Here is a 24,253-nt window from a genome sequence, read left to right as displayed (position 1 = left end):
TGATGAGTGGCCTGTTCGATGACTTCCGAAGCGAATTCAATAAGCCCAACAATACGTTGGTGCAGTTGATTTTGATCAACACCGTTATTTTTTTACTGCTACTAATTTTAAAAGTAGTTTTTGTCTTTGGGTCTAATTCTGGGGTATACGGAGTAATTGTAGACCAATTTCAACTGCCCGCCTCGATCCACGTGTTTTTAACCAAGCCCTGGACGCTAATCACGTACTTTTTTACCCATGAGGAAGTCTTCCACATCCTTTTCAACATGCTGTTCCTCTATTGGTTTGGTCGGTTGGTTGATGAGTATCTTGGAAGCCGTCGGTTAGTGGCTTTATACATGCTAGGTGGATTAGCGGGTGCAGTGGCTTACATGGCCATTTACAACCTGCTGCCTTATTTCCAGAAAGACCTTGCCGATTCGCGGATGCTGGGTGCTTCGGCAGCGGCCTTTTCGGTTGCGGTTGGTGCTTCTACGCTATTGCCGAATTACACCTTTCATTTGCTATTCTTTGGCCCCGTCCGGATTAAGTACATTGCCTTTTTCTACATTGTCTTGTCGCTGGCACAATCAATAGGGCCAAATGCGGGAGGGAATCTAGCGCATTTGGGCGGCGCCCTGATTGGGTTTGTTTTTATTAAACTACTGCAAAACGGCACGGATATCGGTCAGCCTTTTTACTGGGTTATTGAAGGGTGGCAGAACCTTTTTCGCAAGAAACCACCGGTCAAGGTATCGTATCGCCAGCGAAGTAGCGCCAGTGCTCACGCAACAACGTATTCAAGCTCGGCAGCATCCTCTTCAGTAGCAATGCCTGATCAGGATGAAATTGATGCGATTCTGGATAAGATTTCTCGTTCTGGGTACGAAAGCCTAACGCGGGAAGAAAAACAGAAATTATTCCGGGCTAGTCAGAAAAATTGAATTATTCAAAGCATTCATTGAAAAAGCGGGCAAGCTACTTTGCCCGCTTTTTCAATGAATGCAGGTATTTATAGTTCATTAATATACGACGAGCAATTAAAAAAAGTAGTACTTTTGCTTTCTGTAACTTTCTAAGCGCAAGCTGTCGAAACATTTACGGGAACGGATTGTTTAGAAAGTACCTCATTCAAATCAACCGACTATGTTGATCACACCTGGCAAACTACTCGCCACGATTGACTCACCGGACGACCTACGCAAATTAGATCGCACCAACCTACCGCAAGTTTGTACAGAACTACGTCAATATATTGTTGATAACGTATCAGTCTATGGTGGCCACTTTGGGGCTAGTTTAGGCGTTGTTGAGCTTTCAGTTGCCCTTCATTATGTCTTTAATACGCCCGATGATCAGTTGATTTGGGACGTTGGCCACCAAGCTTACGGCCATAAAATCCTGACCGGACGGCGTGATAATTTCTACACCAATCGTTTTTACAAGGGCCTCTCTGGTTTTCCGAAGCGGAAAGAAAGTCCCTATGATTCGTTTGGGGTAGGACACTCGTCAACATCCATTTCGGCAGCTTTGGGCATGGCAGTAGCTTCCCAACTGCAAAAAGAAGAAAAGCGGCACCACATCGCCGTGATTGGTGATGGTTCGATGACTGCCGGTTTGGCCTTCGAAGCCATGAATCACGCGGGAACGACCGACGCTGACCTGCTGATTATCTTGAACGATAACTGCATGGCCATTGACCCGAATGTGGGTGCGTTGAAAGAATACCTGACGGATATAACGACTTCGCCAACCTACAACAAGGTGAAAGACGAAGTGTGGAATCTGTTAGGAAAGATGAGTTCCTTTGGTAAATCAGCGCAGGAAATTGTCTCGAAAATAGAATCTGGGCTTAAAGCTTCATTATTGAAGCAAAGCAATCTTTTTGAATCACTGCACCTGCGGTATTTTGGCCCAATTGATGGCCATGATATCGATCATCTGGTGAGCGTTCTAAACGACCTGAAAGATATCCCTGGCCCGAAACTGTTGCACTGCCTGACCGTAAAAGGGAAAGGATACGGCCCCGCAGAAAAGGACCAGACCAAATGGCACGCTCCGGGCCTGTTTGACAAAGTAACGGGCGAAATCAAGAAGAAAATTTACGATAGCCCCCAACCGCCTAAATACCAGGATGTGTTCGGAAATACGCTGGTTGAACTGGCGGAGAAAAACGAAAAAATTGTTGGGGTTACGCCAGCCATGCCATCGGGATCATCCATGAATATCATGATGAAAGCGATGCCAGAGCGGGCATTTGATGTTGGTATTGCTGAACAACATGCCGTAACGTTCTCGGCGGGTCTGGCTACTCAAGGTCAAACGGTATTCTGCAATATCTATTCAACCTTTATGCAACGGGCTTACGATCAGGTAATCCATGACGTTTGTATTCAGGAATTGCCCGTCGTTTTCTGCCTCGATCGGGCAGGCTTTGCCGGGGCGGACGGACCAACGCATCACGGGGCTTACGACATCGCTTTTATGCGCTGTATCCCCAATATGATTGTTGCGTCGCCAATGAATGAGCAGGAATTGCGAAACTTGATGTATACGGCACAGTCTGATCAGATACAAAAAGGAAAGCAGGCTTTTACGATTCGGTACCCGCGTGGAGAAGGCGTTATGCCCGCCTGGCGGACTCCTTTAGAAAACGTAGAAATCGGTAAAGGACGGAAAATACGCGATGGCAAAGAAGTTGCTATTTTAACCATTGGGCATATCGGTAACTATGCCGTTACTGCTTGTGAACTGCTTGAAAAGGAAGGACTCTTTCCAGCTCATTACGACATGCGGTTTGTTAAACCACTGGATGAAGCCATGTTGCACGAAATTTTCCAGCGCTATGACAAAGTCGTGACGGTAGAAGACGGGTGCATAATGGGTGGTTTTGGCAGCGCTATTCTGGAGTTCATGTCTAACCACGGCTATTTAGCGCGTATTAAACGGTTAGGAATACCCGATGCCGTTATCGAGCACGGCGAGCAGATTGAGCTTCAAAGAGAGTGCGGGTTCGATCCTGAAGGCATCGCAAGAACAGTAAAGCAAATGATCTATCAGGAAGCCAATTCCGTTGTTATATAAGTATTTAAGCAGTATTATATAGCCGTACGGAAAGCTCCGTACGGCTTTTTCTATCCTATCCATGCAAGTATTTAAATTTGGGGGCGCCTCCGTAAAAGACGCTTCGGGCGTACGCAACATCACTCAAATCATTCTACAGGAAGCCACAAAGCAATTAGTCGTCGTTATCTCAGCAATGGGAAAAGTTACGGATGCACTGGAAGAGTTAACCTGGAGTTATCTAAAACAACAAGCGGACGTTTCGAAGAAATGGCAAGCTATCCGTGCCTACCACGAGCAAATTATGCGGGATTTGGTCGGAGAAGCTAGTTACAAGACGCATTTTGCGTCCGTATTCGAGTCGTTTGCAGCGGTGGAAGCCTTTTTGGCTAATGGGCCTGACAGCAATGCAAATCAGGTTTATGACCAGATCGTTTCGTATGGTGAGCTTATTTCGACCCAACTTGTAAGTGCTTATCTGAATTATCAGGGTTCAGATGCCATTTGGGTGGATGCCCGGCGATTGATTCGAACGGACGATGCTTATCGGGAAGCAGGCGTACGATGGGAAACGACCTGCGAAAACATTACGAATACACTGCTGGATTTGCTATCGACAAATGTCATCATTACGCAAGGCTTTATTGGTGCTACTTCGCACGGCTTTACCACAACTCTGGGCCGGGATGGTTCGGATTATTCGGCGGCTATCTTTGCCTACTGCATAAATGCAAAGCGCGTGACCATCTGGAAAGATGTGCCTGGCGTATTGAATGCCGACCCCAGATGGTTTGACGAAACAGTCAGGATTGACAAAATGACTTATCTGGACGCTATTGAGTTAGCTTACTATGGGGCGAATGTTATCCATCCGAAGACAATCAAACCGCTACAGAACAAAAATATCCAGCTCTATGTCCGCTCCTTTATAAATCCCCAGGAACCAGGCACGGCCATTGGTCCGTTTACGCAGCATTTGCAGGTTCCATCTTTCATCTTCAAAATCAATCAGATCCTTATTTCTCTACACCCAAAGGATTTTTCTTTTATTGCCGAAGAGAATTTAAGCCGCATTTTTGGCGTCTTTGCCGAAACGGGAGTGGCCATCAATCTGATGCAAAACTCAGCGATTAGCTTTTCAATCGTGACGAACAATGAACCCGAAAAAATCAATCGTTTATTGACACGGTTGAGCGAAGATTTTCAACTTACTTACAACGACAACCTGGAGCTAATCACCATACGTTATTACGACCAGAACACAATTGATCGGGTTTTGATAAACAAACGGTTGTTACTGGAACAGAAAAGCCGCTATACAGTTCAGTTAGTAGTGAAAGAGAATTAAATCAGAATTTCGGGCAGGAAAGCTGTTTTTTGTTTCGTGGAGAACGGTTTTTCTGGCGTGGTGGCCAGTTATCGAACGTGTATGAAAGTGAAATTTCGTGCGAACCACCACTGCCTATCCCTAAAGAAGAAATAGTAGCATCGTAACTATAGCCAATAGAGAAATTATCTTGCCGAAAACCAATTAATGCGGCCAGGGCATCGTGGTTATTGATGTTTTGCGCGTATTTTTTGACGGGAATGCCGCGATACCAAACGCCCAGAACCATTGGTGAGTAAGTTAGATAAGCACCTAAATCAAGTTGGTCGTATTTGCCCTGGAAGCGGTAATTAATGGCGGGTGAGAAAGATTTCTCTTTTTCCCATTCGTCGCCTAAGCCCGTAAATCCAAGGATAGGGATGCGTAAGCCAGCGTGAAAGCTTCCTTTGAGGGGTAGGCGTGTATTGTCACTTGCTGTAAACGACTGGCTTGGCCGGTTAATGTGGTGCGCGGCAAACCCGACCCAATACCAGTCGGAAAAGAGCAAACCACCCGTCGAAAAATCAACGTACTGAAGTTTAGGTAATCCGTTAGTAACGACTGGATCTTGCGTAGGAGAGCCTGTGTACCCCTGATCCGTGTATTGATCGCCAAATGTTAACCCAAAATAATTTACAGTACGATTGACGTAAGATCCTTGCAAGCCCAACCGCAAAAACGATTGCTCACCAACCTGAATCTGGTAAGCATACTGTAAGCCAATATCTGTAGAGCGAATCCGACCTTGTCCCTGGTTGTCATTAACCAGTAAAAGTCCAATTCCACTGTTGTATTTTTCGACGTAATGATCAATGCCCACCATAGAAGTTACATAGTTGGTAACAGCAGGCCATTGGTTGCGATAATTAACGGTAATGCGGGGTGCCAGTGCTGATCCGGCAAAGGCTGGATTTAGATAAAGAGGAGCTGCATAAAATTGAGAAAATTGTGGATCTTGTGCTTGTACTGCCCCCAGCATTAGCAACCCTAACAGAATTAAAACGTAACGTTTTAGCATAGCACAGCGATTTAATAACATATTGCCTGCAACCTATTTGCCAAAGAAAGAGTCGTGTGAACAAGTAGTATATAATCAGACAATACAACCATTAAAGGTAACAGGAGCGGATGCAGATTGCAATTGTTACCAGTAAAATTTTGTAGTGGTGATATTCGTTTACAATAACGTAAGGGTTGGCGTTTCTGGTATGCATAGGCAAGCGCAAAACCTTTAGGTTTCATCAGTATTATTTTGCGGCGAATGATAACTTATACATTAGTAGTGAAGCAAATCAGGTGGCTCATTGTTCTTTGCCTGGGGTTGGTGTTCAACCTCGCGCAGGCTCAGGTGCCAACGCAGTCGGGTATCGTGGTATCCGGGCGGCTGTGTGCTCCTGATCCAACTTGTAAAACTGATTCAACGGCCTTTTCGGACACGTTGAAGACGGCTACTGCCTGGTCCTGGGACTTTGGCGACGCGTCCAGCGGGGAGGCCAATACATCCACCAAGGCAAATCCAAAACACCTGTACTTACAGCCGGGACAGTATACGGTGACGCTGACGCGGACGGTAAATGGCGTACAGGAAGCGCCCGTAACGAAAATCATTTCTATCGACGTGCCGCCACCACCTTTTCCGCAGTGGCGCACCGATACCATGATTTGCCAGGGGCAAACAATCGAATTAGATCCTTATCCGGGGGGGCAGGGCGCTCCTGCTGGTGCCAAATACTTGTGGTATCCCAAAGGCGATACGACACGGGCGCTCTCCATCGATAGCTCGGGATGTTACTCGGTTCAGGTCATTATGCCGAATGGCTGTACGTATGAAGACCGGATTAACGTAAAAGTCTGTGGCGAGCGTCCGCAGCAGCAAGGCGCAAAATGGTTTTTTGGTGGCAATGCCGGCTTGGACTTTTCCGGTGGTGGCAGTCCAAAACCTATTGACGATTCCAGCATTAACACCGCAGAAGGAACTTCTTCCATTTCAAACAGTAAAGGCCAGCTCCTTTTTTATACGGATGGGGTAACAATCTACGACAAAGATGGGGGAGTGATGAAGCCCGTCAATCCGGCGGATACGGCTAAATTGGGCGGAAATGCTAACTCAACCCAATCAGCGTTGATTGTTCCGCAGCCGACCTGCCGCGGTTGCGAATACCTGTATCACGTTTATACCACGTCCGAAATCAACGGTTCAAAAGTACTGACATACACCGTTGTAGATATGCGCCTGAATCAGGGCAAGGGCGGTATTGTTAACAAGAACATTCCCTTAGCAGGCTCAGCAGAAAGCACAGAACGCCTGGCTTCGGTTCGTAATGACCGGGATACAACCTATTGGGTCATCTCACGCGATTTCGGTAACAACACGTTTAACGTCTACCACATGACGCCTGCTGGCCTCTCAGATCCGGTGAAGTACCAACTCGGAGAGACGCAGGACACACCCACGCAGGGAGAAGGTTACCTGAAAATTGGACCGGCTGATACAAGTGGAACCGGCGACCGCCCAATGGCGATGATTGTTCCGGGGCCACCGCGCAACTACGTGGAGCTTTATACCTTTAATGACTCAACAGGGGTTTTAACTGCCGGGCCAAGGGTTGATTTGGGACCGGCACCGCCCACGGCCTACGGGGTCGAGTTTTCTCCGAATGGGCAGAAAATGTACGTGAGTTTTCAGGGAAATGATTCGACGGCGGCACAAATCGTTATTTATGACATTAGCTCCGACGATGCAACCGTCATTGCGGATACCCGATCTGTGCTCGACAGTACGTCAAATCGACAATACGGAGCCTTACAAATTGGTTCGGATGGTCGCATTTATGTGGCCGTAGAAGGAAGCAAGGCATTAGGAGTAATCGAAAATCCAAATGATGATTTGCTGGCGGGGGCTACCTTTGATCCCAATGGTGCTGATTTAGGAGGTAAAACCAGCCAGTTGGGATTACCCAGTTTTGTAGCCAACTTCAACGAGCCGTCCAATAGTCCGGCGTTTTCCTACGCGGATACCTGCGCCGGGGAGCCGACGAATTTTCAGACATCTCCCAATTGCGATCCGTTGAAAGACCGGTATACCTGGACGTATGGCGATGGGTCGCCACCTTTCTCGACAACGGCTACAACGGCGCACCATACTTACCAGAACCCAGGCGCCTATCAGGCAAGCTTGCACATCGTTACTCTGCGTTCCGACGGCAGCGTTTGTAAAGACACAACCATCACGCAGACAATTAATATTGTGAGAAAACCAGATGAGATAGATCTGGGGCCAGACATCGATAGTTGTAGAAATAGCGTGACGCTGGATGCCAAGATTGAAGCAGATAATTACATCTGGATCAGGAATGGACGAATACTTAGGTTTGAAACCGGGCGAAGGTTAACGCTCCGTTTTCCCACCGGAGCGCTGACTTCAACCAATAATCCATCGGGAACGTACATCGTCATCGCGCACAATGGAGGCTGTTTCCAGGTAGATACCATCAATGTTACCTTGCGTCAACCACCTAGATTCTCCTTAGGGCCAGATACGACCTATTGCGAAGGTAGCTCTGTGCAGCTGGTTGCGCCAGGCGCTTCTTGGAGTGAGTATAAATGGAGCACCGGAGCGGGAAGCCGGGAAATTACGGTTAGCCAGCCGGGTGTTTATTCGGTAGTGGTTCGCAATCCGCAGGGATGTGAAAATGCCGATACCATTCGGGTAACGTCTAATCCTCGACCAATCGTAACCGCTACTTTAACGGCACCGTCTGGCTGTACCATTGCTGATGGCAGTATTCGACTAAACGTAAGCCGGGCTCAGGCCCGCCGCTTTGACTGGACGCGGGAGGATGGTTCGTCGGTGGGCGATACAACCGCCTTACTACAGAATGTACCTGATGGCCTTTATAAAGTGCGTATAACCAGCACGAATGCCTGTGTAACGGACACTTCGTTCCGGTTGACATCAGCCAACAGCATTGACGTCAGTCTGGAAGGGCTTACGGCCAAGTGTAGTGTGCCGTTGAGTGGTGGCGTGCGTGTCACGATAAATCGAGGGCGGCCTACCCAGTTTGTCTGGAGAGATCGAAACGGCAATGAAGTAGGAACGAGCTCGGCGCTGAGCCAGGTGAATGCTGGATTGTATTTCTACGAGGCGCGGGACAATGGCGGTTGCGTATTCCGCGATAGCGTGCTGGTGCCTGTCGATACAACTGGCTTCGTAAATCTAGGCCCAGACCGGGGCAAATGCGAGGGAGATACCATTCGTCTACAATCTCTGGTTCCCGTTACCCAAGGAGATACCTACCAATGGAGCAATGGGCAAAATAGTAGTTCAATCACAGTCAATTCCAACGGAACTTACCGGCTAACGGTTCGTAACGATTTAACCGGCTGCCGGGGCTCCGACGAAATAGAAGTTTCGTTCAATCCGAAACCAACTGTTGAGGCGGGCCCGCCGTTGATTATCTGTACCAATCAGCAACCCGTTCGGATTGCAGACGCCACTCCTGTTAACGGAGCCTGGAGCGGTCGAGGTGTTAATGCCATTGGGGTATTCACTCCGGCAGATAGTTTGATTGGCACAAACCCCAACGCACCTCTCGTACTGACTTACACGGTTACGGTAAGAGGATGCGCGAACACGGATACAAAAGCTGTTTTCCTGCAACGTCCGCCGGTTGTCGAGTTAGGTCCAGACACAACCTTGTGTCCAACACCGTCTTTCCGCCTACAGGCTTCGTCTTCATCAGCGGCCACGTTTCAATGGTCAACTGGAGAGACAACAGCCAGTATCCGGCCTACAACTTCAGGAACCTACAGTGTAACGGCTATCGTCGGCGCGTGTCAGGCCAGGGATGATCTGCGGATTACGTTCAGACCTCTGCCAACTTATGAACTGACAAAAGAGGTACCGCTTTGCGTAGGGGATCGTGGGACTGCCATAGTTCGCGTGAACAGCCGCAGTCCGTTGACGTATTTGTGGCCACATTCGCAGGAAACAACGCCTACAGTAACCGTTGATCGGATTGGTACTTACGTGGTGCAGATCACCAATGAGGCTGGCTGTACGGCGGAAGACACCGCGCTGGTGGTGGATAAGTGTGAGCCCCGCGTTCAGATTCCGGATGCCTTCACGCCGAACGCCGACGGAGCCAATGATTTTCTGGATATTTTCACGGCTTACACCACGGATTTTGAGCTAAAGATTTTCAACCGCTGGGGAGAAGTAATCTTTATGTCGCAGCAACCGGAGCTGAAATGGGATGGCACCTACAAAGGGACTCCTTACCCGGCGATGGTCTATCCGTACACGATTACCTATAAAAGTCAGTATTATCCAGAGCGTCCAAAAATGACCAAAAGAGGCTCGATTTTGCTCATTCGCTGATAGCTTTTTTGGGGTATTTTTCGTATATTTGACTAGATCAGTAGCCGAGTTCTAAGGCAGTTAGGGGCGTTGTTTTTAGGTGCGCTACTCGCTTATTTTAACGCTCGGCTACTTTGTCAATTATTCAAAAATATGCGCAAAGATTATCTGAGTGGTACATCGGACAGCATGACGCCAACCGAAAAAGAAATTGAACGGGCGCTAAGACCGCTGTCGTTCGAAGATTTTACGGGACAGGCAAAAGTGCTTGAGAACCTGAAAATTTTCGTTCAGGCAACCACGTTGCGGGGCGAAGCTCTTGACCACGTGCTGTTGCACGGCCCTCCGGGTCTTGGTAAGACGACCTTGTCTCATATTATTGCCAATGAGCTGAATGCAAGCATCAAAATGACCTCTGGGCCGGTGTTGGACAAGCCAAGCGATTTAGCGGGCTTGTTGACTAACCTGGGCGAAAATGATGTGTTGTTCATCGACGAAATCCACCGCCTTAACCCCGTCGTGGAAGAGTACCTGTACTCGGCCATGGAAGATTATAAAATCGACATTATGCTCGATTCGGGACCTAACGCCCGGACGGTACAGATTAAGCTGAATCCATTTACTTTGATTGGCGCCACAACGCGGGCAGGCTTGTTAACTTCGCCGCTACGGGCCCGTTTCGGGATTAACGCTCGTCTGGAGTATTATGACGCCGCCTTATTAACCTCCATTGTAAAACGGTCCGCTGCCATTCTGGGAACGCCCATTCATGAAGATGGTGCTTTTGAAATTGCGCGCCGGAGTCGCGGAACACCGCGAATTGCCAATAACCTGCTGCGCCGGACGCGTGACTTTGCGCAGGTGAAAGGAAGCGGGATCATTACGGTAGAAATTGCCGAAATGGCGTTGAAGGCCCTTGATGTCGATCAAAATGGCCTGGACGACATGGACAACCGCATTTTGATGACCATTGTCGATAAATTCAAAGGTGGACCCGTCGGAATTTCAACGATTGCGACGGCCTGTGGAGACGAAGCAGAGACGATTGAAGAAGTTTATGAGCCATTCCTGATTCAGGAGGGGTACTTAAAACGGACTTCCCGAGGCCGGGAGGCTACCGAAAAAGCATACCGGCATTTAGGCATTGTGCCCGCGTATCGGGACGGTGAATTGTTTTCGTAAATTAAAAAGGGAAGCCTAAGTGCTTCCCTTTTTACTAAGCTAATACCTTGCTGCGATAGATGCATTCGATAATCTCTGCAATCGCACCATCAACTAGAAAATAGTAAATATTTTTTCCGCTACGTCGTATCTCTAGTATGCCTTTATCCCGCATATTGATCAAGTGGTGCGAAATAAGGGATTGCTCTGCATTCAGGTTTTTGTAAATCGTAGAAACGTTAAGCTCCTTGTTCTCATTCAGCATCTGAATGATCTTGATACGCAATGGATGCGCAACTGCTTTCAGCACATACGCCGCTCGTTCAATCTTTTTCTCGTCCTCGAAAATCGTCTCTTGACTCATGACTTTAGATGTAGATTTTTAGGTGTGTTTATGGAAAGATATAACAAAATTCTTACATACAAGATTATTAAGGCTTTGAATGTGAGCTTTTATTTATCTAAAGGCCATCTTTTTATCCTATATAAGAATGAAAACGTATTGAAGCTGTCCGATAATATAAAACCAAATAAAAATAACGTCATTTTTTCAATTGTTGCGCAATTATAGCGCTGAAAACTACTTTTTGCCCTTCCAGCCAATTAGAAAAACGCCCACCAAAACCAGCAAAGTACCGACCAATTGATGCATAGAAATAGACTCGTTCAACAGACTGGTGGCAAGAACGATTGTGAAAATTGGTCCAATACTGGCTATAATAGAAGCATTGCCAGAGCCAACCCGTTTGATCCCTTCCGTCATCATGAAAGTAGGGATAACCGTAACGACAATGGCCATCAGGAAGCTTAGCCAGTAGACGGGAGCAGGGTAACGAAACAGGGACAGGCCATTCGCTAAAGCGCAGTGTAGGAGAACAAAGAAGGTGGCTGCTATCATGGCATAGCAGGTATAGCGCTGGGTACCGACTTTGGCAATCATGGTATCACTCCCAACCAGATAAATGGCGTAAGCCAAGCCACTCAGAATAATTAGACCTGCACCCAGAAAAACGCCCCGTTGCTCCGTGGCATCCAGATAAGGAACAAAGGCCTGAAAGATGCCAGAATAGGTAAGAAAAACCGCGATTGCCTGTAACCAGCTCACCCGGCGACGGAAGAAAATGACGCCTAACAGCAAGACAAACGTTGGGTAAACGAAAAGAAGAATGCGCTCCAGGCTGGCCGTAATGTATTCCAGTCCCCAAAAATTAAGAAAGCTGGCGATGTAATAACCCGCAACACCCAATAGAGCTATCCAAATCCAGGAACGCATCGAAAGCTGAACGGGCGGCAGTTTGGTAGAAAGCCTGAAAACAATGCCAATGTAAAAAGGAAGCGCAAAGAGCATGCGCAGCGTGAGCAGCGAAATCGAATCAATGTGGTATTGGTAAGCGATCTTAATTAAAACGCCCTTCAATGCAAAACAAAACGCTGCCAGAAAAACCAGCAGCGCTCCCGTCCAATAGCGGACTTGTGTTTGTTTTGTGGAATCCGTGACAATCACTTTTGCCGGAAAAATAAAGTAATCGGAACGCCATCGAATCCAAAGTGAAGCCGAAGCTTATTCTCCAGGTAACGCTCGTACGGTTCTTTGATGTACTGAGGCAGGTTCGCAAAGAAAACAAAAGTCGGCGACGGTGTTGGCAACTGAATCATGTACTTGATCTTGATGTACTTACCTTTCGTTGCCGGTGGCGGATACGCCTCAATTTCCGGCTGCATGGCTTCGTTCAGCTTCGACGTCGGAATTTTCTTATGCTTGTTCTCGTAAACCTCAATGGCTTTTTCCATTACCTGGAAAACCCGCTGCTTTTCAGTCACAGAAGCGAATACAATCGGCAAATAGTCAATCGGTGCGAGACGTTGCCGAATTTCCTTTTTCCAGATGTCCGCCGTTTTAGAGTCTTTCTCCACCGTATCCCATTTGTTCACCATCAGTACAACGCCTTTCTTGGCACGGATGGCTTGGCCGATGATGTTCATATCCTGACCTTCCAGGCCGCGTGAAGCATCGAGCATCATGATACAAACGTCCGATTCTTCCAGCGCCTTCAGCGAGCGCATGACCGAATAGAACTCAATGTTGTCCGTAACTTTCGACTTGCGGCGCAGTCCGGCCGTATCGGTTAGAATAAAATCTTTACCAAAAGCTTTGTAGCGTGTATCAATCGAGTCACGCGTTGTTCCAGCAATATCGGTAACAATCGTCCGATCTTGACCCAATAGCAGGTTTACAAAGGATGATTTTCCCGCGTTAGGGCGACCGATAATCGCTACGCGTGGAACACCTGCATTCGGATCTTCAATGCCTTCAGTAGAAAATTCTTTGATAACATCATCCAGAAGCTCACCTGTTCCGGTACCAGTCATGGACGAAATCGGGTAGATTTCTCCCATGCCCAGCTCGTAAAACTCGGCCAGGGCGGCTTGCTGCCGGGGAATCGTTTCTGCTTTGTTAGCAACTAAAAATACCGGTTTTTTGGTCCGGCGCAGAATATTTGCGAAATCCTTATCCAGACCCGTCAACCCAGTATCGGCATCGACCATAAACAAAAGCACACTGGCTTCATCGATGGCAATTTCGACCTGTTCCCGAATGGATTCTTCAAACACATCATCCGATCCTACGACGTAACCACCCGTATCAATGACCGTAAAATACTTATTCGTCCACTCGGCATATCCGTAGTGACGATCACGGGTTACCCCCGGCTGGTTATCCATAATGGCCTGACGTTGTTCCACCAGACGGTTGAAAAACGTTGATTTACCCACGTTTGGGCGGCCTACAATAGCGACAATATTTGCCATAACTTTAGGTGATCAGCAATCCGAAAAGACCGGTTGCTATTCGTCATATCCGAACCGGCGAAGCATTTGCTCTTTGTTGCGCCAGTCGGGTTCTACTTTTACAAATTGTTCAAGAAACACTTTCTTACCGAAGAACCGTTCCAGTTCTTCGCGGGCCATGATGCCCGTTTTTTTAATCATCTTACCACCATCGCCGATAATGATGGCGCGTTGCGTAGCTCTTTCAACCAGAATTTCTGCCGAGACAACAATCATATCGTCCCGTTCTTTGAAACCCGTAACAATTACTTCGCAGCTATAGGGAATTTCCTTTTTATAGTTCAGGAAGATTTTTTCACGAATAATCTCCGACGCAAAAAAGCGTTCTGGGCGGTCAGTTAATTCATCTTTCGGGAAATAGGGCGGATGCTCCGGCAAACGGTTGACGATGCCGTCAAAGACACGGTTGATATTTTCGCCATTCAGAGCAGAAATCGGAATAATATCTTCCGCCTTAAACGCCTCCTGCCAGTACTGAATTTTTTCTTCGAGCTGCTCCGGACTTGCCTGGTCGATTTTATTGACCAGCAGTAAAATGGGCACGTTCGTTTTTTGCAAGCGTTCAATTACGTCGTTTTCATCGTGCTTCTCGAAAATATCCGTTACAAACAGAATAATGTCTGCATCTTCCAGCGAGCCACGCACAAAACTCATCATTGATTCGTGCAACTTATAAAGCGGCTTAATAATGCCTGGCGTATCCGAATAAACTAATTGAAACTCCTGCCCATTATGAACGCCGTTCAGAATACCCATAATGCGGTGGCGGGTTGTCTGTGCTTTTGACGTAATAATTGACAGCCGTTCGCCAACCAATTGATTCATCAACGTCGACTTGCCCACATTCGGTTTCCCAACAATGCTTACAAATCCGGCTTTATGGGTTGGGCTATATGTCTCGTTCGTAGTATTCATTCAATTGATAACCAGTAGCTACAGAAAAAAACTCCCCTCCGAACAAGAAATTTGTAGAGAGGGGTAATAATTTTTTTTACAAAGATAGTTTGTTTTTTCGAAAAAGACCACTACTTTTGCATTCACAAACATCGCGGGATGGAGCAGTTGGTAGCTCGTTGGGCTCATAACCCAAAGGTCGCTGGTTCGAGTCCAGCTCCCGCTACGAAGAAAAGCCACTCAACTGAGTGGCTTTTTCATTTTAGACGTTTGCCACGACGAGCCGCGCTTTCGCATAAGACAAAAAGGACGGCAAACTTGCCGTCCTTTTTGTCTTGAGAGAGATTACCAGCCCGGATTTTGGTTTAGAGATGGGTTCAGCGCAATTTCGTTAACGGGTAATGGCCAGATGTAATCTTTTGCCGGGTCGAACTTGCGGAAACTAGCCGCCTGCACCAGAATATAATTGTCTGGAGTTAAGTTGACCGTTGTCGAAGCATATTCCGACTTAAAGAAAAAATTCCCCAGCACTGGCTTAGGTAGTTCGATTTCGGCGGTTTTCCAACGAATCAAATCCCAGTAGCGGAAGCTCTCCTGCGCCAATTCTACCCGCCGTTCCCGACGAATCTCCTCGCGCATGTCCAGGCCATTGGCTTTTGCAAAAGTATTGGTCAGCTTGGCCACCCCGCCCCGGGCACGGAGCCGGTTAACAGTTAGGTCCAGATCAGCATCGCTAATGGTTTCGGTTAGCTCATAAGTTGCTTCGGCATAAGTAACCAGCACCTCGGCGTAACGCAGCAGAACCCGGTCAACGGTTGAAGCCTGCGTATTCCAGTCGTCGATATTGGCGTATTTACGAAACGTAAAACCAGTCTTGTTAAATACCAAGTTAGCAATATCGAAAACGGGTTTGGTGGTCATGTAGGGATCTCCCGCTTTCAGGAAGGTATCACTCATGCGGGTGTCGCGGTTGGCAAAAACGTCAACGGATTTAACCGGGGCTTTGTAAAGCGGGGATTTTGTAATCGGCAAGCCGTCCTTCATCAGATACGAGTCGGCCAAACTTTTAGTCGGGTTTAGGTTCCCAGTTTCCAGGCTACCCCGGTAGTAACTGTGCGTTGAAACCCGATCTGTATTGGACACACCATACTGCCGTACAATGATGTTTTCCCGGTTTTGGCGCCCTTCTCCCGCTAACTGAAAAAGGTTAAAGTAACTGGCGAACAAATCGTGCTCTTTGCTGTCAATCACCGCTTTAGAGGCTGTTACGGCCAGTTGCAAGTGTTTTGCAGGCTCGCCATACTTGTGGAATTTAGCCCGTGTTCCTTCAAAGAGTGCTACGCGGGCTTTGAAGGCCAATGCCGCCGTATTGGAGATGCGGCCATAATCGGCGGCACCCAGCGCCGTTGGCGTAGGCAGTTTCTGGGCGGCAAAATCAAGATCCTGGTAAATCTGGTCTATAATCTGGTCACGGCTGGCAGCGGGTGCAGTTAATTCCGGTGAGTCTTCCGTTAACGTTTTCAGAATCAGTGGTACGCTACCGTACTTTTGCATCAGCGAAAAATACGCCCATGCCCGAAAAAAGCGGGCTTCGGCCAGATAGCGATCCATGATAGCAGGACTCACCGCAGCCGATGCGCGAGGCGCTTTTTCCAGCACATTGTTCGCGGCCCGAATCAGGTTATAAGGCGTATTGTAATCTCCCGATGCCGTAGCAGGCGCCAGACGCGAACCATCGCTGATGTTGTTGGACGCTAATCCAAAGGCATCATCAGACCAGTTATCTTCTATATTAAAAGCAGGCAAAAAGGTGTATAAATAATTATTAGCCACCTTGATGTCGGATTCTGACTGCCAGAAGGTTTCGTCGCTAATATTGGTTTCGGGCAATCGGTCTACCTCGCAGGCGCTTAGGCTAAAAAGAAGCGCGAGTGTGAAGACGGTATGTTTTATAGTCACTTTCATTGAGAGTTCTGTTTAAAGCTCGTAAAATCGGCTTGGTTAAAACGACACATTCAAACCAATAGACGCCGTGGCGAAGAATGGATAATCATTCTCAACACCATCACGGGTTTCGGGATCAAAATAGCCCTGGAATGGCCCTAGACCGGAAAAGGTGAGGATATCCTGACCAGAGAAGAAGAACCGCGCTCGCGAAACGTTAATTTTCTGCGTCAGCGTTGCCGGTAGGGTATAGCCGATCTGGAGGTTCTTCAACCGGATGTAGCTGGCATCAAGCGTCCACTTATCAGAAGCAATGTAGTTATGCGTAGCACCGGTGAAGGGGCGGGGGAACAAGGCATCCTGGTTTTCCGGCGTCCAGTAATCGCGGTGAATGGCCAGCGCCTGTTTCCAGGTTACCAGCAAAGGCGCAACAGACTCGGCAGTTGACCGATAGCTTCGCTTGCCAACGCCCTGGAAGAAAGCCGTAAAGTCAAAACCTTTCCATTGTGCTCCCAGCGTAACGCCAAATAAGTAGCGTGGATTGGTGGTTCCCAATAGGATCAGGTCACCGTGATCGGCCACCGTACCTTTACCAACGCTAAGCCGTTTGTCACCGTTCTGATCGACGTATTTTACGTCACCGGCGTCGGTCCGGTTATCCTGGAAAGCCCAGCCTTTTACTTCGTCTGCTGAGGTAAAATAACCGGCTGTCTGATAACCCCAGATCGTATTTAGCGGATAACCTTCGATGAGTGCGTTCGTACCGGCTCCTACCACATTACGGTTTGAGAAGTTAATCAGGCGGTTGTTGTTGTCGGATAAATTAACAGCAAACGAATACGTAAAGTCTTTACCAATTCGGTCGCGGTAGCGCAGCTCTGTTTCCCAGCCCCATGATTTTAGCTCGCCCGTATTTTTGCGCGGCGTACCGATACCGATGGTGCCCGGCAACTGCTGGGCTGTCAGCATGTTCCGGTTAAATTTAATGTAGTAGTCACCGCTAAATTGCAGGCGGTTTTCTAGAAAGCCTAAATCCAGACCTCCGTTGGTGGTTTCGATGGTTTCCCAAGATAGATTGGCCGAAGGAATTGAACCCTGGTAGATGAACGAAGTCCGGGAATCGCCCAGAACCAGCGTATTACCCCGCGTTAATTGGCTCAGGTAATCATAGTTACCAATGGCATCGCCCAAGGCACCGCCCAGACGACCCCAGGATCCCCGCAGTTTAAATTCAGAAACAAAGGAAACCCGCTCGCCGAACCAAGGCTCCCGGTGCACATTCCAGCCTACTGAAGCTGCCGGGAAGAATTGCTGCCGCAGCCCGGGGGCTAACTTGGAGCTTTCATCCAGACGCACGGTGGCTTCTAAGAGATACTTGTCGTCGTAGTTGTAGTTGAAGCGACCAAAGACCGACTGAAACGCATACGTCCGAATGGTCTGGCCGTTGCTTTTCGTTCTATCATCTCCGAGGTTTAGCGTTGGCAAATCATTGCTTACCAGGTTGGTCGCTCTTGAGAAAAGATTGTCTTCGCGGTAGTTTTCCCACTGGTAACCCGCAAAAAGACCAAAATTATGCTTGCCGCCAACTTTAAAATCGTAGTTCGCCAGAAATTGCAAATTGGTGTTTTTGGTTAACTCATTCTGAATTTCGTAGGAGTTAATCTGATTCACATAACTGGCAATTTTCGATTTTGCCCACAGCGGCACCGTGCGAAAAAAGATATTCCGATCACCTAGCCGGTATTGCGTACCCGCCACGGCCCGAAGCTGCAAGCCTTTCACGAAGTTGGCAACCGTCATGGTAAAGACACCATCGAAGAAATTCTTGTTATACTTATTGTAACCGCCTTCGGCTAAGGAAGCATACGTTCCATTGGAGGTGTTGTAGCGTCCCTCGGGCGTAAACATCGGGTTGCGCGTCCGGAAGCGATAAACCTGGTACAACAAGCCACTGCTGTTCGCGTCTGCCGAAGGGCTTTGCGTGCGCTCATTGGAGTAAGACAGGCGGCTGTCTAGCGAAACGTGTTTCGTCAGCTGAGAACCCAAATTGATCCGCAGGTTATACCGCGTGTAGCTATCCGGCCCAACTTTAAATACGCCTTGTTTATTATAGTAACCCCCTGAAATCAGGAAGTTTAGCTTATCCGTACCACCCCGAGCCGTGATGTTGTGCGTAGACATGGAAGTGTATTTCCGCAAGACGCTATTGGCAATCGGGTCCTGATTGTAATACAGATAACTGCTCGTATCCGCTGGGTTAATGCTATAAGGAACATTATTCCGAATGTTCTCCATCTCAAAATCGGTGTACTCGGGCGCACTACCTGAGTTTTTCCGGGCCAGGTTCGAGAACTCGGCTTCTTCGAGTAACGTCATCCGACCCGGGATGTTGATTCCCCAGTCAATTCCCTGTTGAGCCAGATAGTCAAACGTAACTTTACCGGATTTCCCTTTTTTCGTGGTAATCAGGATGACCCCACCCGCCGCCTGGGCGCCATAGATGGCCGCCGCCGCTGCATCTTTCAAAACGCTGATGTTCTCAACATCATTGGGGTTCATGGTTTGCATGGTACTGATCGGAACGCTTACCCCGTCGAGTAACACCAGCGGATTGACGTTTCCGTTGGCTGACGTAGCGCCCCGAATCTGAATGCCGATGCTTTCGCGACCCGGCTGGCCGTTTTGCCGGGTAATAATCAGCCCCGGCGTTACGCCCTGAAGGCCCGAAGCCAGGTTGGTAGAAGGCCGGTTTTCCAGCACCTTGGAGTCAACGGTGGAAACGGCACCGGTCAGGTTCACTTTTTTCTGCACGCCATACCCAACCACGACTACTTCCTCCAGGCTTTTATTGTCGGCTTGGAGCTGGATGTCGAGAACAGTCCGGTTGTTGACCGTTACTTCCTGACTCGTATAGCCAACGAAGCTGACAACCAGCACACTTTTCTCGTCGGGAACGACCAGTTTGTATTGGCCATTGTTGTCCGTTGTTGTGCCTCGGCTGGTGCCTTTTATCAGAATGCTCACACCCGGCAGGGCTTCACCTTTGTCGTCGGTTATTTTACCCGATATAGAGATGTCGGCGGGGGCCACGTTGAGGCCCGCCCGAATCGAGGCAGGGCGATTCGCACTAGTTGGTAGATTCGTAGCGTAAGCCAGATTTGGGCCCGCTGTTGCCAGTAACAACTGGACGCAGGAAAGCCCGCCAAGCGTCAACCGCCATACAGGAAGAGATTTCTTCATGGGTTCTTATAGGAAAGGTAAGTTTGATTGGTTGTATAAATCGGTAAAGGATTATTTGATCAAGCGCAAGTAGGAGTAAATGCTTGATTACGGTGTTCTGTCATGCCAAGGCGCCTCAATCTTCACGTTACATTCGTCGGTGGTATTTCCTTAATTCAAAAGGAAATGGAATCTGTTATATACTCAACTTCCTATGAGTAGATTCATTAATTTTTTTAGGAAAAGTAAATGTTCCAGACTTGAGCAGAATTTTTAGAAGATAGGAAGGAAAAAGGGCGACTCAGGGCTACTAAAAGCAGGATTTAGACCTAAGAAAACACCTGAAATTAATTTTGCCATCTGGCCCGCTAAATCAATTGCGAATCACTTTTATCGGGAATTAGTAAAAAATTAGCCAAAAATCTCCGTTTTTCGCCGGATTGCTCACTGGGAAAGTATAAAGGGTACTGCATGAATTAGTCACTTCTTTCCCTAAGTTTGCTATTTCGTTCACACCTGAATTATGGAGAAACAGTTATTTAATCAGCGAGATCTTATTGCCTATTTTATCGTAGCAGCCACGGGGGCGTTGTTGCAACTTTTGGTGGGTACGCTTCTACAGGATTGGTTCCGAGTTACTTACGAGCAAGCCCTGCTGGCGGGCTATGTCTTTTCCTTTTTTGTTGGCTTTGTCCTGACCAAGTTATTTGCCTTCAATTCGAAAAACTCGGCTACCACTCGCCGGGAGATCGTTAAATTTACGCTAGTTTCTATATTGTCCTGTATTATAACCGTTTACGGATCGTCGGGCTTATATGACTACTCGGAAGCCAACATCGGTATCAGCATGTTTGTCATTCCGTTTTCTGTAAAATCGGTTAACCTCAACAAACTGGTTTCGCATACGATTGGGATGGGGCTTAGTTTTATGAGTAACTACATTCTGCATAAGACATTTACCTTCCGGGATACGGGTTTTTACGAAAAGCTGAAAAGATTGCTGAATTTGTAAATTGGCTGGGCAATTCTCGTTTTCTCTACTACCTTTGCGCCATGACCTCCGCGAACACGATCCGTTACCATCATCATTCTGTTTGTTAATCAGGCAGAACGGATTGCTTTTGGAGTTACAGTAGATTCAGACGAAAACTCGATATAACACAAGCCCGGTTCTGCCAAGGAACCGGGCTTTTCTTGTATGAAAACGGTTATTATCAAATACAACGCGGGTAATGTGCAGTCGGTGATGTACGCGCTGGAGCGTATTGGCGCCAGTTACCACCTCACCGACGATGAGGCAGAGATTCGCTCCGCCGACAAGGTAATTTTCCCGGGCGTAGGCGAAGCCAGTACGGCCATGGCTTACCTGCGGCAAAAAGGGCTGGACAAGGTAATTCCCTCGCTGAAGCAGCCGGTGCTGGGAACCTGTGTCGGGATGCAGCTGCTTTGTCGCTACTCCGAAGAAGGCAACACGGATTGCATGGGCGTGTTCGACGTAGATGTACGCCGCTTTCCGGCACAGCCCGGTTTCAAAGTGCCGCACATGGGTTGGAACAGCCTTCATTCGCTGCAAGGCCCGCTAACCGCCGGACTTCCCGAAAATGCTTACGTGTATTTTGTGCACAGCTTTTGCGCGGATATCTGCCCCGAAACGACGGCCGTTTGCGATTACGTCCGGCCTTTCAGCGCCATGCTGCAAAAAGATAATTTCTACGCCGCCCAATTCCACGCCGAGATTAGCGGCAACGTAGGACAACGCATTTTAGAGAATTTTTTGAGCTTATAAGTAGACTGCAAAACGCTTTCTGAATCAAGTATGTACATCATTCCCGCCATAGACCTCATCGAAGGCAAGGCCGTCCGGCTAACGCAGGGCGACTACAATCAGAAAAAGGAGTACAACGCCCGCCCGCTCGAAGTGGCGCAACAATTTGAAGATGCTGGATTGACGCGCTTGCATCTGGTGGATCTGGATGGAGCGAAGCAAAAGCGGGTAATTAACTGGAAAGTGTTGGAACTGATCGCTGCGAAAACAGGGCTACACATTGATTTCGGCGGTGGCGTACAATCTGAGGAGGATCTTCGAATTGTGTTTGAATCCGGAGCAAAACAGGTGACCGGAGGCAGTATTGCCGTCAAGAACCCGGAGTTATTCGAAGAGTGGCTGAAGCAGTACGGCCCGGAGGCTATTATTCTGGGTGCCGACGCAAAAGACGAAAAAATTGCGGTTAGCGGCTGGGAAGAGTCAACGGAGATGTGGGTCTATGATTTTGTGGAGAAGTACGTGGAAAAAGGAATCCAATACGTCATCAGCACGGATGTAGCAAAAGACGGTCTGTTACAAGGGCCTTCGTTTGAGCTGTATCGTAACTTGCAGGATCAGTTTCCGAAGCTCAACATCATTGCTAGCGGTGGTGTCAGTACACTGGCTGATCTGGAAACCCTGGCAGACATGCAGCTCTACGGAACCATCGTCGGCAAGGCAATCTACGAAGGGCGCATCAAATTGGAAGAACTGCGGCAATTCGTTTAGGCAAACCAATTTTTAGAATTTTAACGGAGGAAGCGATGCTAACCAAGCGAATAATTCCCTGTCTGGACATAAAAGATGGCCGCACGGTGAAAGGCACTAATTTTGTTAACCTGCGCGATGCTGGCGATCCGGTAGAACTAGGCGCGATTTATGCCGCTCAGGGTGCTGACGAACTGGTTTTTCTGGATATAACGGCCACCGTCGACGAACGAAAAACATTAGTTGAACTGGTTCGGCGGGTAGCGCACGTAGTTAATATTCCTTTTACGGTTGGCGGTGGAATTTCGTCGAAGGCTGACGTTTCGGCTTTGTTGAATGCCGGAGCCGATAAAGTGTCGATTAATTCTTCCGCCGTTCGGAATCCCGATTTGATTGATGAACTAGCGCAGGAGTTTGGTAGTCAGTGTATTGTAGTAGCTATTGATACGCGGTATATTAGCCAGGAGCATATTGTGCATACTCATGGCGGTCGCCGCCCAACAACTTTGCGTACTATTCCTTGGGCGAAGGAGATCGAAGACCGGGGCGCGGGCGAGATTTTACTGACCTCGATGGATACAGACGGCACCAAAGCCGGTTTTGCCCTGGAACTGACGGCCCAGATTTCGGGAGCGGCCAACATTCCCGTTATTGCCTCGGGCGGCGCGGGCAGCATGGCGCATTTCGTCGATGTCTTTACCGAAGGGAAAGCGGACGCCGGACTGGCAGCCAGCATTTTTCACTTCAAAGAAATTGAAATTCCGGCTTTGAAAACTTACCTACGCCAGCAAGGCATCGAAATGCGGTTGACGGATTAATTCTAAGCCTTAATACACCCCAAAATGGACACACAATTAAACTTTGATAAATCGCCCGATGGCCTTTTGCCGGCTGTTATTCAGGACGCTGAAACGGGAAAGGTGCTGATGCTGGGTTACATGAACCGCGAAGCCTACGACAAAACAAAGGCGGAGGGAATCGTAACGTTTTTCAGCCGAAGTAAACAGCGGCTATGGACGAAAGGCGAAACTTCCAGCAATTTTCTACACGTTCGGCAGATGCTGGTAGACTGCGATGGCGACACGCTGCTGATCAAGGCTAAACCCGACGGGCCGACCTGCCATACGGGTGACGATACCTGCTTTCAGGAAGTAAATGGCGGAAAAGGCCAGTTTCTGAATTACCTGCAAGGCATCATCCATGATCGGAAACAGAATCCGACCGAAAACTCGTATACGAACTCCCTATTCAAGCGCGGCGTTAACAAAATCGCCCAGAAGGTAGGCGAGGAGGCGGTGGAGCTGGTGATTGAGGCAAAAGACGATAACGATGATCTCTTCAGGGGCGAAGCAGCCGACTTATTATTCCATTTTTTGGTCTTGCTGGAGCAGAAAAATATGGATTTAGACGACATTATTGCGGTATTGCAGCAACGACACGCCAAACAATAGTTTTCGGTTCGGAGTTTTTCGTTTAGAAGTAATTCTTCATATTTACTCTGCTTGATTTATAACGCTAAACTGAAAACAAAATCATGGGTCTGTTAATACGCATCCTTATCAGCGCGGTAGCCGTTTTTTTTGCCAGCCGCCTGATTCCTGGCATTTCTGTTCCAGACTTTGGTACGGCGCTGCTCGTTGCCATCGTTCTGGGTTTATTGAACGCCTTCTTGAAGCCCATTCTGGTATTTCTTACCATCCCAATCACGATTCTGACCTTGGGGTTGTTTTATCTGGTCATCAATGTCCTGATGGTTTATCTGGCGGCGTATTTAGTCAGCGGATTCGTGGTGAGTGGCTTTATCGCGGCCCTGCTATTTAGCTTTGTCGTTGCCATCATCACCTGGATTATGGACGCCATTATTAACTAAATGAAAAGTGAGTAAGAATAGAGGTATTGCTGGTTA

18 protein-coding genes and 1 tRNA gene are annotated in these 24,253 nt (G+C 48.1%); 12 read left to right on the top strand and 7 right to left on the bottom strand.

Annotation, left to right across the window (positions count from 1 at the left end):
- Positions 1-2: 2 nt before the first annotated feature.
- The 3 genes from L0Y31_RS06055 to L0Y31_RS06045 all read left to right on the top strand — a co-directional run bounded on the left by L0Y31_RS06055 (position 3) and on the right by L0Y31_RS06045 (position 4,390).
- A complete protein-coding gene (locus L0Y31_RS06055; protein WP_234736235.1) occupies positions 3-923 on the top strand; it encodes a rhomboid family intramembrane serine protease in 921 nt (306 codons plus the stop codon).
- Positions 924-1,125: 202 nt separating this feature from the next.
- Positions 1,126-3,063 (top strand): 1-deoxy-D-xylulose-5-phosphate synthase, encoded by a 1,938-nt coding sequence (gene dxs, locus L0Y31_RS06050; RefSeq protein ID WP_234736234.1) that lies wholly within the window; start codon positions 1,126-1,128, stop codon positions 3,061-3,063.
- 61 nt (positions 3,064-3,124) lie between these two features.
- Positions 3,125-4,390, top strand: coding sequence for an aspartate kinase (locus tag L0Y31_RS06045; protein WP_234736233.1), 1,266 nt, complete (start codon positions 3,125-3,127; stop codon positions 4,388-4,390).
- Between the two features lies 1 nt (position 4,391).
- Here the strand turns inward: L0Y31_RS06045 and L0Y31_RS06040 are convergent, their stop codons facing one another.
- Positions 4,392-5,426, bottom strand: coding sequence for a PorP/SprF family type IX secretion system membrane protein (locus L0Y31_RS06040; protein ID WP_234736232.1), 1,035 nt, complete (start codon positions 5,424-5,426; stop codon positions 4,392-4,394).
- A 264-nt stretch (positions 5,427-5,690) separates the two neighbouring features.
- Between L0Y31_RS06040 and L0Y31_RS06035 the strand changes: the two genes are divergently transcribed.
- Together L0Y31_RS06035 and ruvB are read left to right on the top strand one after the other, a co-directional pair.
- On the top strand, positions 5,691-9,788 hold the full coding sequence (locus L0Y31_RS06035) for a PKD domain-containing protein (RefSeq protein ID WP_234736231.1): 4,098 nt from the start codon (positions 5,691-5,693) through the stop codon (positions 9,786-9,788).
- Between the two features lie 132 nt (positions 9,789-9,920).
- Positions 9,921-10,949, top strand: coding sequence for a Holliday junction branch migration DNA helicase RuvB (ruvB, locus tag L0Y31_RS06030; protein WP_234736230.1), 1,029 nt, complete (start codon positions 9,921-9,923; stop codon positions 10,947-10,949).
- A gap of 34 nt (positions 10,950-10,983) precedes the next feature.
- Here the strand turns inward: ruvB and L0Y31_RS06025 are convergent, their stop codons facing one another.
- The 4 genes from L0Y31_RS06025 to era form a co-directional block, all read right to left on the bottom strand.
- Positions 10,984-11,292 carry an ArsR/SmtB family transcription factor gene (locus L0Y31_RS06025; RefSeq protein WP_234736229.1) on the bottom strand — a complete coding sequence of 103 codons (309 nt, stop codon included), beginning with the start codon at positions 11,290-11,292 and terminating at the stop codon, positions 10,984-10,986.
- A 216-nt stretch (positions 11,293-11,508) separates the two neighbouring features.
- On the bottom strand, positions 11,509-12,432 hold the full coding sequence (locus tag L0Y31_RS06020; RefSeq protein WP_234736228.1) for a DMT family transporter: 924 nt from the start codon (positions 12,430-12,432) through the stop codon (positions 11,509-11,511).
- Complete coding sequence (gene der / locus L0Y31_RS06015) at positions 12,429-13,739, bottom strand: ribosome biogenesis GTPase Der (protein WP_234736227.1); 1,311 nt, start codon at positions 13,737-13,739, stop codon at positions 12,429-12,431. Before der ends, L0Y31_RS06020 begins: the two co-directional genes overlap by 4 nt.
- A gap of 36 nt (positions 13,740-13,775) precedes the next feature.
- Complete coding sequence (gene era, locus L0Y31_RS06010; protein WP_234736226.1) at positions 13,776-14,693, bottom strand: GTPase Era; 918 nt, start codon at positions 14,691-14,693, stop codon at positions 13,776-13,778.
- A gap of 132 nt (positions 14,694-14,825) precedes the next feature.
- Here era and L0Y31_RS06005 point away from each other — a divergent pair.
- Positions 14,826-14,898 (top strand) — tRNA-Met (locus L0Y31_RS06005).
- A gap of 119 nt (positions 14,899-15,017) precedes the next feature.
- Here L0Y31_RS06005 and L0Y31_RS06000 read toward each other — a convergent pair.
- Complete coding sequence (locus L0Y31_RS06000; protein ID WP_234736225.1) at positions 15,018-16,637, bottom strand: RagB/SusD family nutrient uptake outer membrane protein; 1,620 nt, start codon at positions 16,635-16,637, stop codon at positions 15,018-15,020.
- A 36-nt stretch (positions 16,638-16,673) separates the two neighbouring features.
- Entirely contained in the window at positions 16,674-19,856 is a 3,183-nt protein-coding gene (locus L0Y31_RS05995; RefSeq protein ID WP_234736224.1) for a SusC/RagA family TonB-linked outer membrane protein, read from the bottom strand.
- Between the two features lie 502 nt (positions 19,857-20,358).
- On the opposite strand from L0Y31_RS05995, the gene L0Y31_RS05990 reads away from it, so the two are divergent.
- From L0Y31_RS05990 to L0Y31_RS05965, 6 genes are all read left to right on the top strand, one after another.
- Complete coding sequence (locus L0Y31_RS05990; RefSeq protein ID WP_234736223.1) at positions 20,359-20,847, top strand: GtrA family protein; 489 nt, start codon at positions 20,359-20,361, stop codon at positions 20,845-20,847.
- 186 nt (positions 20,848-21,033) lie between these two features.
- Positions 21,034-21,621: an imidazole glycerol phosphate synthase subunit HisH gene (gene hisH, locus L0Y31_RS05985; protein WP_234736222.1), complete on the top strand. Its 588-nt coding sequence runs from the start codon at positions 21,034-21,036 to the stop codon at positions 21,619-21,621.
- Positions 21,622-21,651: 30 nt separating this feature from the next.
- A complete protein-coding gene (gene hisA / locus L0Y31_RS05980) occupies positions 21,652-22,368 on the top strand; it encodes a 1-(5-phosphoribosyl)-5-[(5-phosphoribosylamino)methylideneamino]imidazole-4-carboxamide isomerase (protein ID WP_234736221.1) in 717 nt (238 codons plus the stop codon).
- Between the two features lie 35 nt (positions 22,369-22,403).
- Positions 22,404-23,165, top strand: a complete 762-nt coding sequence (gene hisF, locus L0Y31_RS05975; protein WP_234736220.1) for an imidazole glycerol phosphate synthase subunit HisF — start codon at positions 22,404-22,406, stop codon at positions 23,163-23,165.
- A 24-nt stretch (positions 23,166-23,189) separates the two neighbouring features.
- On the top strand, positions 23,190-23,798 hold the full coding sequence (gene hisIE / locus L0Y31_RS05970; protein ID WP_234736219.1) for a bifunctional phosphoribosyl-AMP cyclohydrolase/phosphoribosyl-ATP diphosphatase HisIE: 609 nt from the start codon (positions 23,190-23,192) through the stop codon (positions 23,796-23,798).
- A gap of 83 nt (positions 23,799-23,881) precedes the next feature.
- Positions 23,882-24,217, top strand: coding sequence for a phage holin family protein (locus tag L0Y31_RS05965; RefSeq protein ID WP_234736218.1), 336 nt, complete (start codon positions 23,882-23,884; stop codon positions 24,215-24,217).
- The last annotated feature ends 36 nt before the right edge of the window (positions 24,218-24,253 follow it).

It is taken from the genome of Tellurirhabdus bombi (assembly GCF_021484805.1).
GTDB lineage: Bacteria > Bacteroidota > Bacteroidia > Cytophagales > Spirosomataceae > Tellurirhabdus > Tellurirhabdus bombi.
Note: the sequence above shows the minus strand (reverse complement) of the source record. Positions and strands in the feature narration are given on the sequence as shown.

Coding starts and splice junctions, on each gene's coding strand:
- era (WP_234736226.1), bottom strand. CDS start 14,693: ATGAATACTACGAACGAGACATATAGCCCAACCCATAAAGCCGGATTT.
- ruvB (WP_234736230.1), top strand. CDS start 9,921: ATGCGCAAAGATTATCTGAGTGGTACATCGGACAGCATGACGCCAACC.
- L0Y31_RS06000 (WP_234736225.1), bottom strand. CDS start 16,637: ATGAAAGTGACTATAAAACATACCGTCTTCACACTCGCGCTTCTTTTT.
- hisF (WP_234736220.1), top strand. CDS start 22,404: ATGCTAACCAAGCGAATAATTCCCTGTCTGGACATAAAAGATGGCCGC.
- L0Y31_RS05990 (WP_234736223.1), top strand. CDS start 20,359: ATGGAGAAACAGTTATTTAATCAGCGAGATCTTATTGCCTATTTTATC.
- der (WP_234736227.1), bottom strand. CDS start 13,739: ATGGCAAATATTGTCGCTATTGTAGGCCGCCCAAACGTGGGTAAATCA.
- L0Y31_RS06045 (WP_234736233.1), top strand. CDS start 3,125: ATGCAAGTATTTAAATTTGGGGGCGCCTCCGTAAAAGACGCTTCGGGC.
- hisA (WP_234736221.1), top strand. CDS start 21,652: ATGTACATCATTCCCGCCATAGACCTCATCGAAGGCAAGGCCGTCCGG.
- L0Y31_RS06040 (WP_234736232.1), bottom strand. CDS start 5,426: ATGCTAAAACGTTACGTTTTAATTCTGTTAGGGTTGCTAATGCTGGGG.
- hisH (WP_234736222.1), top strand. CDS start 21,034: ATGAAAACGGTTATTATCAAATACAACGCGGGTAATGTGCAGTCGGTG.
- L0Y31_RS05965 (WP_234736218.1), top strand. CDS start 23,882: ATGGGTCTGTTAATACGCATCCTTATCAGCGCGGTAGCCGTTTTTTTT.
- L0Y31_RS06025 (WP_234736229.1), bottom strand. CDS start 11,292: ATGAGTCAAGAGACGATTTTCGAGGACGAGAAAAAGATTGAACGAGCG.
- L0Y31_RS05995 (WP_234736224.1), bottom strand. CDS start 19,856: ATGAAGAAATCTCTTCCTGTATGGCGGTTGACGCTTGGCGGGCTTTCC.
- dxs (WP_234736234.1), top strand. CDS start 1,126: ATGTTGATCACACCTGGCAAACTACTCGCCACGATTGACTCACCGGAC.
- hisIE (WP_234736219.1), top strand. CDS start 23,190: ATGGACACACAATTAAACTTTGATAAATCGCCCGATGGCCTTTTGCCG.
- L0Y31_RS06055 (WP_234736235.1), top strand. CDS start 3: ATGAGTGGCCTGTTCGATGACTTCCGAAGCGAATTCAATAAGCCCAAC.